Genomic DNA, 16,562 nt, shown 5'->3' with positions numbered 1-16,562 from the left:
TTTGGCAGAAGGTTATTCAATAGTTGAGATTATTCAAAGAGATATAATAAACCTTAACTTGACATCGAATTGTTTTTTAATGCAAAAAAATTACGATGAGTTGGCAATGCAGACAGCTTTACTGCGTATATCAACCTTTTTATCAGGACTATATAGCGTTTTTGATCAGACAAAGGAGGATATAGATCGACAGTATATAAAAAATCAGCCAGGAATGGATGCCAGTAAGTATTCACTGAAATATTCGGAAAAGTCTATCGGATACGGTATATATCAGGGCAGTCAAATGAGCCCATACCCTGGTATACTGGGTGGTTTTGGTGGTTCTGTAATCTCAGAATGGACTGGCAATGTGACGCAAAAAGAAGCTAATGGAGAGAGTAAATGAAACATCCTCTATTAGAACTTATTAAGTTGGTGTTTATACTGGCAGTTACGTTCTCTATTGGAATGGTTGCTAGTACCTGGCTGATCAGTAAAGGAGAGGTTCCCTTTTCGGAATATATCTTAGCTGGAAAAATTGGTGCAATTGTTGGTGTGTGGGGAGGGGCAGGAGTTTGGCTACTGCTCTATTTACAAGTACTAAAATATAATCGTAAGTAGTTGTTGTTGAGAATAATTTCCTTTGTGCAACATCTTCAGACAAACTTGATAAGGCCGTTGAGAAAATTAAGAACGGTGATAAGTCATTAGCAACTGCTAATGACTTATCAAGCTGGAGAATGCCGATAAACGTAGCGATGCACTGGTCCCTAAATTCACCAAAGATCCTTCACAGATGCGCCGGGGTTTTTCCCCGATAATTCCCCATTGCTTCCCCGTACAGAAAACAGGCATAAAAAAACCAACCACAAGGGTTGGTTTTTTTGGGAATTTTTGGTCGGCACGAGAGGATTTGAACCTCCGACCCCTGACACCCCATGACAGTGCGCTACCAGGCTGCGCTACGTGCCGACACTTATGGCTGCTAATACTACTGCTTTCCACCACGAATGCAAGAGGATGGACTGCTAACTGATTTATAATTAATCAGTTAGCGATAAATCGTTTCTCATCCGTCAGCACTTGCAGCAGCAAACTCAGCTGCGGTTTCTGATCTTTAATTTTCTCGCCGCGTAAATCATAGGTCTGGTAATTACCGTTGTTATTCAGCACCAGCGTCATCTCTGGTGTGGTAATGGCCATTGTGCTGCTGTCAGCTGCTGTGACCCAGTAATGGCGGCGTGTTGCATTAAACAAATCCTGACCCTGTGAGTACTCGCTTGCTGGGGTACTGACGTGGAGCAGACGCTGCATCAGTGTTGTCATCAGGTCAGTATGATCGGTCAGGCTATTAATACGCTGCGCAGGCGTTCCCGGCCAGTGAATAACCAGAGGCACCTGTAGATGGCCACGCGACCAGGCGAAGTTATTCTCTTCCTGCGTCAGCGGCACGCCGCGGCCTGCGGTAATAATGACTACCGTATTGTTCAGTTTCCCGGAATCACGCAGTGCGCTGAGTATACGGTTGATGTTGGCATCCACATCTTGCGCCGCGCTGGCGTAACGTTTGGCAAAATTCTTCTGGTTGCTGTCATCAAGGTTCGTTCCGTTAAAGGAAACCCATGAGAACCAGCGGTTATCATCTTGCGCATAGCGGCCCAGCCAGTTAATCCACTGGCTTGCAGTTTGTTGATCAGATTGCGTTTGCACGTTTGGCATCGAGAAGTCTGACAGCAATGCCTGGCGATACAGTGGGCTAGTGAAACCATCAGAGGAGAACAATCCCAACTGATAACCTTGTTGATTCAGCGCAGAGATTAGCGCGGCAGGCGTTCGGGTCGACAAAATGCCGTCCATGTAGCTTGGCGAAACGCCATAAAACAGGCCAAATATCCCGTTGTCGGCAGTATTTCCCGAACTCATGTGACGCGTAAAGGAGATATTCTGTCCGGCAAATTCAGCCAGAGCAGGCATTTGCTGTTCAAAGCGCGAGTAATTCAGACCGTCAACGGTGATCAGCAGGACATTCTGACCCGTACCCATATCGCGGTAACGCAGCTCACTGAGCGGATACTGGACGGAGACTGCTTCCGGATTACCCTGTTCAATCAGGCGGCGCTGATACTCTTGTGCATCCAATAGACCATGTTTTTCCAGAAACTTACGTGCGGTCATAGGATAGGAAAGTGGCAGGTTTGCACGCTGCATGGTAATCGGGCGATAGAAGTTGGCATCAGCCCAGATGTACACCACATGTGAGGCGATAAATGAAACGAAAAAGAATGCTGCTAACGGTTTGGCAAAATGGCGGCGACGCGTCAGGCTGCGCAGTTTCTGCCAGCTCCAGGTCGCAAACAGCATTTCGATTAGCAGAATGATTGGCACGCTGATAAACATCAGCTGCCAGTCGCGAGCCGCTTCATTCTGGTCAGGGTTAATGACCAGCTCCCAGACGATGGGGTTGAGATGCAGGTGGAAGCGGGTGAACACTTCGCTGTCGATCAACAACAGCGTCATACCTGCTGTCGCCAGAATGGCTGATAAGAAGCGCATCAGCCTCTGGGACATGACGATAAACGTCAGAGGAAACAGGATTAGCAGATAGGTGGCAAACACCAGGAAGCTAAAATGCCCGACAACGCTCAGGTAAGAATAAACACGCCCTGCAAGCGTTGTCGGCCAGTCGGCGACAAACAGGTAACGGCTACCGAGTACCATGGCCAACAACATGTTGAACAGGGCAAACCAGTGCCCCCAGCTAACCATCTGGGAGACTTTCTCACGGTAGCGCTGATGATGAGTTACCATAAACTGTTGTTCGTTTCCCCGGAGCAGGCTCTTAGTGCGCTTGGTCGTCGTTTACCGAAGACTGCAATGCGCGGGCAAAAGAGTTCGCAATCGCCTGGCGCTGGGCCGGTGCGATGCTTGTATTGATAAGGTTAGTCACCATATTTCCCAAAACCATCAGGGAAAGATCGGTTGGTGCCTTATGTTTTTCCAGTACGTTGAGCATCTCATTCAGTAATTGTTCAACGTGTTCGTCACTATAGCGGGAAATTTGTGGCATAAATCGAAATCAGTCTGTTCATGAAAGGGCAACATATTACCGTAGAGACAGTTTTTTTTCTGCTTTTTTATCTTCTATTGCGTCACTGCCCGGCAGGTGGTTGAATACCGCCCGGTCTAAAAGGAGAGTTTATCATGAGTCTGGATATCAACCAGATTGCCCTGCACCAGCTTATCAAACGTGACGAGCAGAATCTTGAGCTGGTCTTGCGCGATTCATTACTGGAACCGACAGCGACGGTTGTCGAGATGATGGCTGAGTTGCACCGGGTGTATAGCGCCAAGAATAAAGCCTATGGCCTCTTTAGCGAAGAGAGCGAGCTGGCGCAAACGCTGCGCTTACAGCGCCAGGGTGAAGAGGATTTTCTGGCTTTTAGTCGTGCTGCGACGGGACGTCTGCGCGACGAACTGGCGAAATATCCTTTTGCCGACGGTGGTATCGTACTGTTCTGCCATTATCGCTATCTGGCGGTAGAGTATCTTCTGGTCGCGGTGCTGAATAATTTAAGCAGCATGCGCGTCAATGAAAATCTGGATATCAATCCGACACACTATCTGGATATCAATCATGCGGACATCGTCGCGCGTATTGATTTAACCGAGTGGGAAACCAACCCGGAGTCCACGCGATACCTGACGTTCCTGAAAGGGCGGGTCGGGCGTAAAGTTGCCGATTTCTTTATGGATTTCCTCGGCGCCAGCGAAGGTCTGAATGCCAAAGCGCAAAACCGTGGCCTGCTGCAGGCCGTGGACGACTTTACCGCTGAGGCGCAGCTCGATAAAGCTGAGCGTCAGAACGTGCGCCAGCAGGTCTACAGCTACTGTAACGAGCAGCTGCAGGCAGGCGAAGAGATCGAACTGGAGTCGCTGTCCAAAGAGCTTTCCGGCGTCAGTGAAGTCAGCTTTAGTGAGTTTACCGCTGATAAAGGGTATGAGCTGGAGGAGAGCTTCCCGGCAGATCGCAGTACGCTGCGTCAGTTAACGAAATTTGCCGGAAGCGGCGGCGGATTGACGATTAACTTCGATGCCATGCTATTGGGCGAGCGTATTTTCTGGGACCCGGCGACAGACACCTTGACCATCAAAGGTACGCCGCCGAATCTGCGCGATCAGCTCCAGCGTCGCACATCAGGCGGAAAGTAATCTCGTTGATGCCGGATGGCGGTTTAATCGCCTTATCCGGCCTTTGGTTTTGTCGCCATCGATAAACAACGCCCATAAAAAAACCCCGCCGAGGCGGGGTTTTTCTTCAACTTGTTGGCGATTACGCGCGAACGAAGTCGATGTGAGACAGCTTCGGCTTGAACGGATGACGCTGTACAGCCTGAGCTTTAACTTTAACTTCTTTACCGTCAACAACGAGGGTCAGAACTTCGCTGTAAAATTCAGCTTTAGCTTGCATGTTCATAACTGCATCGTGATCCAGTTCGATAGCAACCGGGGCTTCTGCGCCACCGTAGATGATTGCCGGGAACTTGTTAGCGGCACGCAGGCGGCGGCTCGCACCCTTACCCTGCTCTTTACGTACTTCAGCGTTGATAGTAAACATTTAAATCTCTCTTTAATAATTCCTGCTACAGGCGACCCAGCAACAGGTAAGTGATCTGCTTTGCGTATGCAAAAGCGGGCGAGATTCTATACTCAAACGGCTGGCACATCAATCAAAAGTACGATTAACCGCGTAATTCATGTGCCCGCCGGAAACGACCTTCATAGTCGAAGACTTTTTCACGTACCTGCCAGTACTGGCCTTTCATGCGCGCCACCACAAAATCAGGATACCGCAGCAGGGCCTGTTGGGCGAGGATATCGGCGGCGGTTATCCAGCGTAAGGGCACGCCGGGGGTACGGGTATGTGGGCGAATAAACAGCTGCTCAAAGGCCGTTCGCTGCGCGGGCGTGTGTAAACGAAAACGCTCGCTGACGTCGGCACCATCTTCATCGTAATAGGTGATTTTCAACCATTCGCCTTTTTCATCCTCGCCGTTCTGTAACACCATGCCGCTACAGCGCAGAACCAGCGCATCTTTGAGCCTGAGCGCGGCTTTCAGCATATCATCCGGATCGACCAGTATCGTATCGCACTCGCGACAGCGGCGAGCGGCAATATCATTTTCCGCATTACACTGCGGACAGTTTTTAAAACGAAAGCGGAAATCGCACTGCTCGCGATGACCGTCATCATCTTCAAACCATCCCTGGCAGCGACGGCCAAAGTGTTCGATCAGCGTGCCATCAGCGGTTGTTTTCCCCCAGAACGTGTTAGCAAATCCGCAGGCAGGGCAGAATACCTGTACCGGAACGTTGTCGCTTTTCCCTTTCGGTGCACCCACTTCCGGTGCGTACAGATCGTGCGGATTCCCGGCGTAATCAAGGATCAGACAGTCCGTTTTCCCCGGTGCCAGGCGCAACCCGCGTCCAACGATTTGTTGGTACAAGCTGACCGACTCGGTTGGGCGCAGGATGGCTATCAGATCGACATGTGGGGCGTCAAATCCGGTGGTTAAGACCGCAACGTTAACCAAATAGCGAAAGCGCTGTGATTTGAAGTCTTCGATTAATACATCACGTTCCGATCCCGGTGTCTCTCCGGTGATAAGCGCCGCATCATCAGCAGGGAGCAGGCCGACAATCTCTTTGGCGTGCTCAACGGTGGCGGCAAATATCATGACGCCTTTGCGCGTCTGAGCAAACTCGACAATCTGACTGATGATATGCGGTGTTATTCGCTGCTGCTTTTTTAGCTCCTGATTCAGATCCGCTTCGCTAAACAGGCCATTACTCTGCGCCTGCAGGCGGCTAAAGTCATACTGCACGACCGGCATATCGAGGCGTTCTGGCGGCGTCAGGTAGCCGTGTTTAATCATGTAGCGCAGCGGTAATTCATAAATGCAGTCGCGAAACAGCGCTTTTTCATCGCCGCGCACCATACCATGATAATGAAAATGATAAATCCAGCCTTTGCCCAGGCGAAAAGGCGTGGCGGTGAGCCCGAGCAGGCGTAGATGAGGGTTTACGTTGGTCAGGTGCGTCAGGATCTGTTGATACTGGCTCTCTTCATCATCACCAATGCGATGGCATTCATCGACGATGAGCAGGGAGAATTCGCCCTGGAAGGCGTCCAGATTACGTGCCACCGACTGAACGCTGCCAAAAACCACTTTCCCGTGGCTCTCTTTGCGCTTTAACCCGGCGGCAAAGATATCGGCTTCCAACCCCAGAGCGCAGTACTTGGCATGATTCTGCGCAACCAGCTCTTTGACATGTGCCAGCACCAATACGCGCCCACGTGCAACCCGCGCCAGTTCAGCAATCACCAGGCTTTTGCCCGCGCCTGTGGGGAGGACGATAACTGCCGGCGTGCGGTGATGGCGAAAATGGTTGAGCGTGGCATCCACGGCTTCTTTTTGGTAGGGACGAAGAGTAAAAATCATGGGCTCACAATATGTAACAGTCTCGCGTATAGTATGCCACGAATCTTTTTCCCTTGAGGGAAGTTGTTAGCTCGTTATACTGAGCGGAAAACGGCTCCACTTTTCGGGCATAACGCCCGATTTCCGTATTGTTACAGGCAAAATCACACTCATGCGACTTGATAAATTTATCGCTCAGCAACTCGGCGTCAGCCGCGCTATTGCCGGGCGTGAGATCCGTGGTAACCGTGTTACCGTCGACGGCGAAATCGTCAGAAATAGCGCCTTTAAGCTGCTGCCAGAACATGACGTTGAATATGACGGCAATTCTCTGGTTCAACAGACGGGTCCACGCTATTTTATGCTGAATAAGCCTCAGGGCTATGTTTGCTCCACGGATGACCCGGATCACCCGACCGTTCTCTATTTTCTCGATGAACCTGTCGCGCACAAACTGCATGCGGCAGGACGTCTGGATATCGACACCACCGGGCTGGTGTTAATGACCGACGACGGTCAGTGGTCGCATCGCATTACCTCTCCGCGTCACCATTGTGAGAAGACTTATCGGGTGACGCTGGAATCACCGGTGGCAGACGATACCGCTGAGCAGTTTGCCCGCGGTGTGCAATTGCATAACGAGAAAGATCTGACGAAGCCGGCAGTGCTGGAAGTGATTACGCCGACTCAGGTACGTTTGACCATCAGTGAAGGGCGCTATCATCAGGTTAAACGCATGTTTGCCGCTGTCGGGAATCACGTTGTGGAACTGCATCGTGAACGCATCGGTGCCATCAAACTTGATGAGGATCTGGAGCCCGGTGAATACCGTCCATTGACTGAAGAAGAAATCGCCAGCGTTAACTTAACCCCGCGTTAATATCAGGAGCTAAATGTGACCACCCGGCAGAACTCTTCAATTGCCATTGTTTTTATCCTTGGCTTGTTGGCCATGTTGATGCCGTTGTCGATCGATATGTATCTTCCGGCACTGCCGGTGATCTCTGCTCAATTTGGCGTGCCGGCAGGCAGCGCGCAAATGACCCTCAGTACCTATATTCTGGGGTTCGCGGTGGGGCAGTTGATCTATGGTCCGATGGCCGACAGCATCGGGCGTAAACCGGTGATACTGGGAGGGACCCTGGTGTTTGCGGCGGCAGCGGTCGCTTGTGCGCTGGCGCAAACTATCGATCAGTTGATCACTATGCGTTTCTTCCACGGTCTGGCGGCCGCGGCGGCAAGCGTGGTCATCAATGCCCTGATGCGCGACATCTATCCGAAGGAAGAGTTCTCGCGCATGATGTCATTTGTCATGCTGGTGACGACGATTGCACCACTGATGGCACCTATTGTGGGCGGTTGGGTGCTGGTATGGCTGAGCTGGCACTATATCTTCTGGATCCTCGCTGTGGCGGCGATTCTGGCCTCGGTGATGATCTTTACGCTGATCAAAGAGACCTTGCCCGTTGAGCGTCGTCAGCCGTTTCGCTTGCGTACTACTCTGGGCAACTTTGCCTCCCTGTTTCGCCACAAGCGCGTCCTGAGTTACATGCTGGCCAGTGGGTTTAGCTTTGCAGGGATGTTTTCTTTCCTGAGCGCAGGTCCCTTTGTCTACATTGAAATCAACCATGTTTCACCGCAGCACTTCGGTTATTACTTTGCACTGAACATCGTTTTCCTGTTTGTGATGACAATCATTAACAGTCGCTTTGTTCGTCGGGTTGGCGCACTAAATATGTTCCGTACCGGGCTGTGGATCCAGTTTGTGATGGCGGGCTGGATGGTATTCAGCGCGCTGTTCGGCGTTGGATTCTGGGCTCTGGTTGTCGGTGTTGCGGCGTTTGTAGGTTGCGTGTCGATGGTGTCATCAAATGCGATGGCGGTCATTCTGGATGAGTTTCCGCACATGGCCGGGACGGCCTCATCGTTGGCGGGGACGTTTCGTTTTGGTATCGGCGCGATTGTTGGCGCGCTCTTGTCACTGGCGACCTTTAACTCAGCCTGGCCAATGATTTGGTCGATTGCGTTTTGCGCCACCAGCTCAATTCTCTTCTATCTCTACGCCAGTCGCAGCAAAAAACGGTGATCTAATACACAACCTGGGGGCTATAACGCCTCCGGAGTTGATGCATATCAACCGCAAATCCATCATTCCCCCCAGTAATGTTTATTTTATGTAAAATCAATTTATGTAAAAAGTCACATCATTGTAGTTAAAAAGGTTGAGTTAGATCGCAGAAACGCGTACATATAGCGCGGAAACATGCCGTACCCATTGAATAAATTTAAATACGGGGTTCGGAAAGCGGCTTAAAGACAGGGTGTAAACGTTTACCAACTGTCTAAAGACGTATTGTCAATGATGTGTTAATATTGATGTAAAATAATTGTGAAGTAACTGTACTTCCAGGGAAAGAAAGTGATGACATTACAACTCTCAATCGTTCATCGTCTGCCGCAGTGCTATCGTTGGTCGGTGGGTTTCGCAGGCTCAAAAGTTGAACCGATTCCGCAAAACGGCCAAAGTACAGAAAATAGCCTGGTAGCGCTAAAATTACTCAGTCCCGATGGCGACAGTGCGTGGTCGGTCATGCATAAACTCAGTCAGGCGCTTAGTGATATCGAAGTTCCTTGTTCCGTACTGGAATGTGAAGGGGAACCGTGCCTGTTTGTAAATCGCCAGGATGAGTTTGCCGCGACCTGCAGGCTGAAAAATTTCGGCGTGGCCATCGCAGAACCTTTTTCAAATAACAATCCATTTTGAGCGTCAGCTTAGCGCGAGCAGCTGACGCGTATAGGCCTGTTGTGGCGCGTTAAATACGTGCTCGCATTGCCCCTGTTCCACGACTTCTCCCTGCCGCAACACAATAACCTGATGGCATAACGCACGTACGACATGCAAATCATGGCTGATAAAGATATAGGCCAGACGATGCTTTTCCTGTAAGGACTTTAACAGCGTGAGGATTTGCGCCTGTACGGTTCTGTCGAGCGAGGATGTCGGCTCATCCAGAATGATCAGCGAGGGTTTGAGAATCAATGCCCTGGCAATGGCTATGCGCTGGCGTTGACCACCGGAAAACTCTGCAGGATAACGATGGCGGGTCTCGCTATCGAGTCCGACTTCAGCCATCACTGCTTTTACCTGCGCTTCACGCTGGTCAGCGGAAAGCGTTGGCTGGTGAACGCGCAATCCCTCTTCAATAATTTGTAATACGCTCAAACGCGGATTCAGTGAAGAGTTGGGGTCCTGAAAGACAACCTGAATGCGGTGACGTACTGGCAACAGTTGGCGACGGTTTAAGGTATGCAGCGCCAGACCATCGAACACGATACTGCCCTGCGATGTGATTAATCGCAGCAGCGCCAGACCGGTGGTACTTTTCCCGGACCCTGATTCGCCCACCAGCCCCAATGTTTCACCGGGCCTGAGGGCAAAGCTGACGTTGTTAACCACCACGTTATGATCCACCACGCGCTTGAGGATACCCTTACGTACAGGAAAGGCGACGCTCAGCCCATTCACTTCCAGTAATGGCGGTTGTCCGGCGGGTAAAGGGACGGGATCGCCGGAGGGTTCGCTATTTAACAGTTTCTGTGTGTAGGAATGGGTTGGCGCGGCAAGCAGTGGCTCGGCACGATTTTGTTCAACGCATTGACCGTTCTGCATGACGGCAATGGAATCGGCCAGCTTTCTCACGATGCTGAGGTTATGGGTGATGAACAGCAATCCCATGTTCAGCTCACGCTGCAATTCTCGCAGCAGTTGCAGAATTTGCGCCTGCACAGAGACATCCAGCGCGGTTGTGGGTTCGTCAGCAATGAGCAGCTCCGGGCGGGTTAACAACGCCATAGCAATCATTACGCGCTGGCGCTCGCCGCCGGAAAGCTGGTGCGGATAATCTGTAAGGCGTTTCGCTGCATGGCGAATGCCTACCCGATCCAGACAGGTCAGAATTTCTGCCCGTGCGGCTTCCCGACGCATTCCCCTATGCAAAGACAGGACTTCATAGAGCTGTTTTTCAAGGTTATGCAATGGGTTCAACGACACCATGGGTTCCTGGAAAATCATGGCAATTTTATTTCCCCGTACACCGCGCAGCGTCTGCTCGTTAGCGTGAAGTAATGATTCACCGTGAAAGCGGATATCACCGGAGAGGTACACCGCAGGCGGCGTGGGCAACAGACGCAACACCGAAAGCGCGGTGACGCTCTTACCTGAACCAGATTCACCCACCAGCGCCAGCGTTTGTCCGGCATCAACCCGTAGTGAGAGGGTATTGACCACGGTGCGCACGGTCTCTTGTTGACGAAAACCAACCGATAAATTCTCAATGGCTAACAGAGGTTGTGTCATCTTAAATCGCCTTATTGGGATCAAATGCGTCGCGTACCGCTTCACCAATAAAAATCAGTAGCGATAATAAGAGGGCAACGGAGACAAACGCGGTGATCCCAAGCCACGGGGCCTGAAGGTTATTTTTACCCTGCAACAGCAATTCTCCCAGTGATGGAGAGCCGAGCGGTAATCCGAACCCGAGAAAATCCAATGAGGTGAGCGTGGTGATTGAGGCGCATAAAATAAACGGTAAAAAGGTCAGGGCGGCAACCATCGCATTCGGCAACATATGACGCAAAATAATACTGCGATCGCTAACCCCGAGCGCTTGCGCTGCGCGAATGTAATCAAAGTTGCGGGTGCGCAGAAATTCCGCGCGTACCACGCCAACCAGGCTCATCCAGCCAAACAGCACGGTGATCGCTAAGAGCCACCAGAAGTTAGGCTGAACGACACTGGATAGCAAAATAATCAGAAACAGCGTTGGCATACCAGACCACACTTCGATGAACCGTTGCCCCCACAGGTCAACCTTACCGCCATAATAGCCCTGTAGTGCGCCGGCCATCACCCCCATGACGCTGGAACACAGGGTCAGCATCAAGCCAAACAGAATTGAAATGCGGGTGCCGTAAAGGATACGCGCCAGCACGTCACCACCATTTGCGTCAGTGCCCAGCCAGTTTTGCGCAGAGGGCGGAGAAGGGAAGGGCTTATCGGTGGCAAAGTTGATGCTGGTAGCGCCGAACCGGATGGGGGCCCATAGTATCCAACCCTGGCTCTCCAGACGGTGTTGCAGCCATGGATCCTGGTAATCAGCCTTTGTTGCTAACGGGCCGCCGAAATCGCTCTCACTGTAGTTTTTAACCAGAGGGACATACCAGCTGCCGTCATAGCGAACCAACAGCGGCTTATCATTCGCGATCAGCTCGGAACACATGCTCAGGCCAAACAACACCAAAAAAATCCATAATGACCAGTAGCCGCGGCGGTTATGACGAAAACGCGCCCAGCGGGCCTGATTGACGGGGCTTAATCGCGACATTAGCGTCCCTCGAAATCAATACGAGGATCGACCAACGTATAGCTGATATCACTAAGGATATTGAGCAACAGGCCGATCAGGGTGAAGATGTAGAGTGTGCCGAACATCACCGGGTAGTCGCGCGATACGGTAGATTCATACCCCAATAATCCCAGACCATTAAGCGAAAACATCACTTCAATCAGCAGTGAACCGGTGAAAAACATGCTGATAAATGTGGCGGGAAATCCTGCGATTACCAGCAACATGGCATTGCGGAACACATGTTTCCACAGAATATTTTTCTCACTAACGCCTTTGGCACGCGCAGTAACGACATACTGCTTACGTACCTCATCCAGAAATGAGTTTTTAGTCAGCATGGTCAGCGCGGCGAACCCACCCACCACGGTTGCCAGCACAGGCAGGGTAATGTGCCACAGATAGTCGGTAATTTTTTGATACCAGGGCAGGGCGTCAAAATTAGCGGACACCAGTCCGCGTAGCGGGAACAGGTCGTAATAGCTGCCCCCGGCAAAAAAGACGATCAGCAAAATCGCGAACAGGAATGCGGGGATGGCGTAGCCGATAATAATGAAAGCACTGCTCCAGACGTCAAAACGACTGCCGTTGTGGACTGCTTTGCGGATACCAAGTGGAATCGACACCAGATAGATGATGAGTGTACTCCAGAGCCCCAGAGTAATGGACACCGGCAGGCTGTCTTTGATTAGCGTAAGAACAGAGGCGCTGCGAAACAGACTGTCGCCAAAATCAAAGCGGATATAGTCCCAGAGCATCTTGAAATAGCGTTCATGAATGGGCTTATCGAATCCGTAGCGACGGGTAATTTCCGCAATCACCTCCGGGTCAAGGCCCCGGCCGCCACGGTAGTTACTGTCGCTGATATTCCCAACGCCGGTTTGCGCGTGGCTGGCGCGAACACCTTCGCTGCTCGCACCGGGCAACGCACCGCTTTGTCCGAACTCAATGGCGGCGACGGCCTGTTCAACAGGACCGCCAGGTGCAATCTGTACGATAAAAAAGTTGATAGTAATGATGGCCCAGAGCGTGGGGATCACCAGCAGCAGACGTCGAATCAGATAAGCGCCCATTTACTCTCCCTGTCGTCTGGCTGCGGGAAGTTTCGCCGCTTTGTTGACGTCATACCACCAGTTGTCGATGCCAATGGTATAAATCGGGCGGATAGCCGGATGCGAGAACTTATCCCACCAGGCGATACGATCTTCTGCCATGTACCACATCGGCAACATGTAGTAGTTCCAGGTTAATACCCGGTCCAGTGCCCGCCCCAACGGGATCAGTTTAGCTTTATTCCCTTGTGCGGCAATGATCTGGCTAATCAGTTTATCAATGACCGGGCTTTGCACACCGGGCGCGTTATAGCTGGAGTCTATATATTCAGAGGCCCAGAGAATTTGCAGGTCTGAGCTTGGCCACGGCATTGCGCGATAGAGCCTGGGCATCATGTCATAGTCACGGCTGCGCAAGCGGTTAGTGATTTGCGAGTTATCGACCTGGCGGATATTCATCGTGATACCTAACCGCTGCAGGTTGTGCTGGAATGGCAATACCCACTGGCTGTTGCTGCCTGCCGGGAGTAATAACTCGAAGGTCAGCGGTTTACCGCTGGTGCTATTTATCCGTTGTTGCCCTTTCAGTATCCATCCCGCCTGTTGGAGTAACGTATCGGCTTTCAACAGGTTTTCACGATCGTAGCCATCGCCTTTTGATTTTGGCGGCTGGTATATTTGGCTAAAGACCTCAGGGGGGATATCTTTTTTCAAAGGCGCGAGTATCACCAGTTCATCCGCATCTGGGTATTTTGTCGCGGCATATTCGGTATTCTGAAAATAGCTGTTGGTCCGGCTCCAGGCGTTATAGAACAGAGCTTTATTCATCCATTCAAAATCAAAGGCCAGTGTGATGGCTTCCCGTACACGTCGGTCACTAAACATTGGGCGTTGAATATTAAAGGCTAACCATCGTGTATCCTGCGCGGACTCATTCTTTTGTTCGTCTTTGACAATGTAATGATTCGCGAAATTCTTACCGGTGTAACGGGTTGCCCAATTTTTAGCATCGTTTTCAAGTCGCAGGTCGAATGCTCCAGCCTTAAATGCTTCAAAAGCGACGTTATCATCTAAATAGTAATCGTAGCGGATGGTATCAAAGTTCCAGCGTCCGCGATTGACGGGCAGGTTTGCCGCCCAATAATCTTTAACGCGCGAATAAACAATGTACTGTCCCATTTTCCATTGACTGATGCGATAAGGGCCGCTGGCGAGCGGTGGCGACGACAAGGGGTCGCTGAGCTTGTGATTTTTCCAGTACTTTTCGGGCATAACGGGTAAGGAAAACAGGCTGAGCATATCCTCTTTGCCCGGTTTGGCGAGTTCAATTCGCACTGTTAACGGGGCAATTGCCTTTACCGTTGTCCCTTTGTAGACCAAACGAAACTGCGGTACGCCTTCGGTCATAAATTTATGGAAGGTGAATTCGACATCGCGTGCGGTAATAGGGGAACCATCGTGAAAACGGGCCCGCGGATTAATCGCGATTTCTACCCACGAATAATCATCGGCGTAACGCGCTCTGTCAGCGATGAGCGGGTAGTAGCTGCCGGGTTCGTCATCCGAGGTGGTAAACAGCGTATCGTAGAGCGTTTCGGTGCGTGCGCCAGGGTTGCCGCGCATCGAGTAGCGGTTGAAGTTGTCGAAGGTACCCAGGGCGGAGAGGGTGAGCTGCCCGCCTTTAGGGGCTGCGGGGTTTACATAATCAAAGTGATTAAAATTAAACGCGTACTTGGGTTCACCCAACACGGCAAAGGCGTAGCTTTCTTTGATGGATTGGGCATCAACGTTAAACCCGATAAGGGCGATAAACAGAAGCAGTACGCGAGGCATCATATCACAGAGGTTTCCTTGTCCTGCCACAACCCGACAGGCTTCTTGCCCGAGAAATAGCGGTTGGGGTGGCGAGTGAAAATATATAATCGCCTGGTGTGATCACCACGTTGGCTTATCGTATTGCGCCATCCAACGCACAAAATCATCAAGCATTAATGGGCGGCTGATCCAGTATCCCTGGAAGAAATGAACCCCGCGATCGCGCAGCCATCGGGCTTGCTCAGGCGTTTCTACCCCTTCGGCAACCGTCAGCATATTAAGACGCTTAGACAGTGTCAACACCGCATCCAGTACCGGAGACGTTAGGGTTTCTGTCCCAATGGCGTTGATAAATCCTCGGTCGATTTTCAGATAGTCAACGGTAAAGCGTTCCAGGTAAATGAGTGCGCTATGGCCGGTGCCGAAATCATCAATTGCAATTTCGAATCCGGCAGCGTGTAGCCATTCAAAAAGCTTTGATGCTTCATGCTGATTGAGCATATCGCGTTCGGTGATTTCGAGTACAACCTGGAAATGGTGTGGCGGCAGGGAGGCGTTCAGGCGCTGAATATCGTCTTTAAAGCTCTCACCATGCAGGTGCGTTGGGGCGATGTTGAGCCCGAGCTTTGCGCCTTGCGGTAACACGTTTTTTAATGCGGGGGCATCACGGGCCACCAGTTTGAACAAATGCTGCGTCAGCGGCACGATCATTTGCTGTGATTCAGCGTAGTGAATAAACGCATCTGGCGGGATCTCACCTGTTGTCGGGTGACGCCAGCGTAACAATACTTCAACGCCTTTTACTTCCAGCGTCTGCATTTCAACGACCGGTTGGTAGACCACATAAAACTGTTCGTGCTTGATAGCGTTGAGAATATCCTTTCCCGGGCGTAAACGAACGGCGTAGTTGTAGTACCACAAAAGCAACCCGGTCATGATCCCGGCCATACATCCCAACATGACGGCATACCAGACGTCAGTGTACGTCCACTCTTGCGCGTATAGCCGGATCTTCATCGGGATCCCTTTCAGCGTCGTCTGGCGCCAGGTGGTATCCGGCAGCGCGGAGACGTCCATCAGTCGGGATGAAAATGTCGTGATAGCGGTATCACCAACAATAATTGCAATACCGTCAAAATCATCTTCTCGGGCGGTATAGAGCAGGTAAGGCGCCAGATTGATATTCAGTGAGGAAAACACGCCGCTATTCTTAAATGAAGGATTCCGCTGCCAAATCATGATCGCCGGATTGTCCGGCATCATCGGGGTACCGGACAGTAATTCCACATCGACATCTTGCTTGAGATCCAGCTTCGGAACCAGCGACAGAATAGGCGAGTCCATCGCGCCAGTTGCGGAGGAGCAGAAAGCAATACCATCTTTTACCAATAAAAAAGCGCGTACATTGAGGTTAAACGCTGCGCTGGCGGTCAGCCTGGCGGCAACTTGTTGGCAATTGTATGAGACTAGCGGCTGCAGGGCATCTGTTGTGCTTTTGAGGTCTGAGAGATAACTGCTGATGTAATACTCGATATCGGAAAGAAGTGTTTCGTACTTAACATCTCGTTTGTGCCAGGTGGCAAAAAACTGCAGGGTGCTGACAAGTACCGCGACGACTACCCCCGTAAAAATACAGGTAAAAAGGACATTTCGACTGGAAGATGAAGGACGTCTGAACATAGTTCCTTATGTTTACCTGGGGTATCTGCTTATTATTAAACGGCTTGATCTGTAAAACTATAACCTGGATTGATCCGTATAGTGAGATTTTTCTTAAACATAGCGCAGCGCAAAAAGCACTGCCGAAGCAGTGCTTTTGATAAGTCTCA

At 51.0% G+C, this 16,562-nt stretch carries 15 protein-coding genes and 1 tRNA gene; 6 read left to right on the top strand and 10 right to left on the bottom strand.

Annotated elements, in window-relative coordinates; genetic code table 11:
- The first annotated feature begins 1 nt into the window (after position 1).
- Entirely contained in the window at positions 2–388 is a 387-nt protein-coding gene (locus tag FDX19_RS25365) for a hypothetical protein (RefSeq protein ID WP_212734724.1), read from the top strand.
- Complete coding sequence (locus FDX19_RS20110; RefSeq protein ID WP_137384099.1) at positions 385–603, top strand: hypothetical protein; 219 nt, start codon at positions 385–387, stop codon at positions 601–603. The genes FDX19_RS25365 and FDX19_RS20110 overlap by 4 nt, the downstream gene beginning before the upstream one ends.
- A 274-nt stretch (positions 604–877) precedes the next feature.
- Here FDX19_RS20110 and FDX19_RS20105 read toward each other — a convergent pair.
- From FDX19_RS20105 to FDX19_RS20095, 3 genes are all read right to left on the bottom strand, one after another.
- Positions 878–954 (bottom strand) — tRNA-Pro (locus tag FDX19_RS20105).
- 75 nt (positions 955–1,029) lie between these two features.
- Positions 1,030–2,790 (bottom strand): LPS biosynthesis-modulating metalloenzyme YejM, encoded by a 1,761-nt coding sequence (gene yejM / locus FDX19_RS20100; protein WP_137384098.1) that lies wholly within the window; start codon positions 2,788–2,790, stop codon positions 1,030–1,032.
- Positions 2,791–2,821: 31 nt separating this feature from the next.
- Positions 2,822–3,049 carry a YejL family protein gene (locus tag FDX19_RS20095; RefSeq protein ID WP_003027506.1) on the bottom strand — a complete coding sequence of 76 codons (228 nt, stop codon included), beginning with the start codon at positions 3,047–3,049 and terminating at the stop codon, positions 2,822–2,824.
- A gap of 134 nt (positions 3,050–3,183) precedes the next feature.
- On the opposite strand from FDX19_RS20095, the gene yejK reads away from it, so the two are divergent.
- Entirely contained in the window at positions 3,184–4,191 is a 1,008-nt protein-coding gene (gene yejK / locus FDX19_RS20090; protein ID WP_005129293.1) for a nucleoid-associated protein YejK, read from the top strand.
- Between the two features lie 121 nt (positions 4,192–4,312).
- Here the strand turns inward: yejK and rplY are convergent, their stop codons facing one another.
- Together rplY and FDX19_RS20080 are read right to left on the bottom strand one after the other, a co-directional pair.
- Positions 4,313–4,597: a 50S ribosomal protein L25 gene (gene rplY, locus FDX19_RS20085; protein ID WP_137384097.1), complete on the bottom strand. Its 285-nt coding sequence runs from the start codon at positions 4,595–4,597 to the stop codon at positions 4,313–4,315.
- A 124-nt stretch (positions 4,598–4,721) separates the two neighbouring features.
- Positions 4,722–6,482 (bottom strand): DEAD/DEAH box helicase, encoded by a 1,761-nt coding sequence (locus FDX19_RS20080; protein WP_137384096.1) that lies wholly within the window; start codon positions 6,480–6,482, stop codon positions 4,722–4,724.
- A gap of 151 nt (positions 6,483–6,633) precedes the next feature.
- Here FDX19_RS20080 and rsuA point away from each other — a divergent pair, with 151 nt between their 5' ends.
- The 3 genes from rsuA (at position 6,634) to FDX19_RS20060 (ending at position 9,225) form a co-directional block, all read left to right on the top strand.
- Positions 6,634–7,341, top strand: coding sequence for a 16S rRNA pseudouridine(516) synthase RsuA (gene rsuA / locus FDX19_RS20075; RefSeq protein WP_137384095.1), 708 nt, complete (start codon positions 6,634–6,636; stop codon positions 7,339–7,341).
- 15 nt (positions 7,342–7,356) lie between these two features.
- On the top strand, positions 7,357–8,547 hold the full coding sequence (locus tag FDX19_RS20070; protein WP_137384094.1) for a Bcr/CflA family multidrug efflux MFS transporter: 1,191 nt from the start codon (positions 7,357–7,359) through the stop codon (positions 8,545–8,547).
- A 333-nt stretch (positions 8,548–8,880) separates the two neighbouring features.
- Positions 8,881–9,225 carry a YejG family protein gene (locus FDX19_RS20060; protein WP_137384093.1) on the top strand — a complete coding sequence of 115 codons (345 nt, stop codon included), beginning with the start codon at positions 8,881–8,883 and terminating at the stop codon, positions 9,223–9,225.
- 3 nt (positions 9,226–9,228) lie between these two features.
- On the opposite strand, the gene yejF is transcribed toward FDX19_RS20060, so the two are convergent.
- The 5 genes from yejF to FDX19_RS20035 form a co-directional block, all read right to left on the bottom strand.
- Complete coding sequence (gene yejF, locus FDX19_RS20055; RefSeq protein ID WP_137384092.1) at positions 9,229–10,818, bottom strand: microcin C ABC transporter ATP-binding protein YejF; 1,590 nt, start codon at positions 10,816–10,818, stop codon at positions 9,229–9,231.
- A 1-nt stretch (position 10,819) separates the two neighbouring features.
- Positions 10,820–11,845 carry an ABC transporter permease gene (locus FDX19_RS20050; protein WP_137384091.1) on the bottom strand — a complete coding sequence of 342 codons (1,026 nt, stop codon included), beginning with the start codon at positions 11,843–11,845 and terminating at the stop codon, positions 10,820–10,822.
- Positions 11,845–12,939 (bottom strand): microcin C ABC transporter permease YejB, encoded by a 1,095-nt coding sequence (locus FDX19_RS20045; protein WP_137384090.1) that lies wholly within the window; start codon positions 12,937–12,939, stop codon positions 11,845–11,847. The genes FDX19_RS20050 and FDX19_RS20045 overlap by 1 nt, the downstream gene beginning before the upstream one ends.
- On the bottom strand, positions 12,940–14,754 hold the full coding sequence (locus FDX19_RS20040) for an extracellular solute-binding protein (RefSeq protein ID WP_137384089.1): 1,815 nt from the start codon (positions 14,752–14,754) through the stop codon (positions 12,940–12,942).
- Positions 14,755–14,853: 99 nt separating this feature from the next.
- Entirely contained in the window at positions 14,854–16,413 is a 1,560-nt protein-coding gene (locus FDX19_RS20035) for a cyclic di-GMP phosphodiesterase (RefSeq protein WP_137384088.1), read from the bottom strand.
- Positions 16,414–16,562: the final 149 nt, after the last annotated feature.

This window comes from Citrobacter sp. wls619 (genome assembly GCF_005281345.1).
Classification (GTDB): Bacteria; Pseudomonadota; Gammaproteobacteria; order Enterobacterales; family Enterobacteriaceae; genus Citrobacter.
This window is presented reverse-complemented; position numbering and strand designations above follow the sequence as displayed.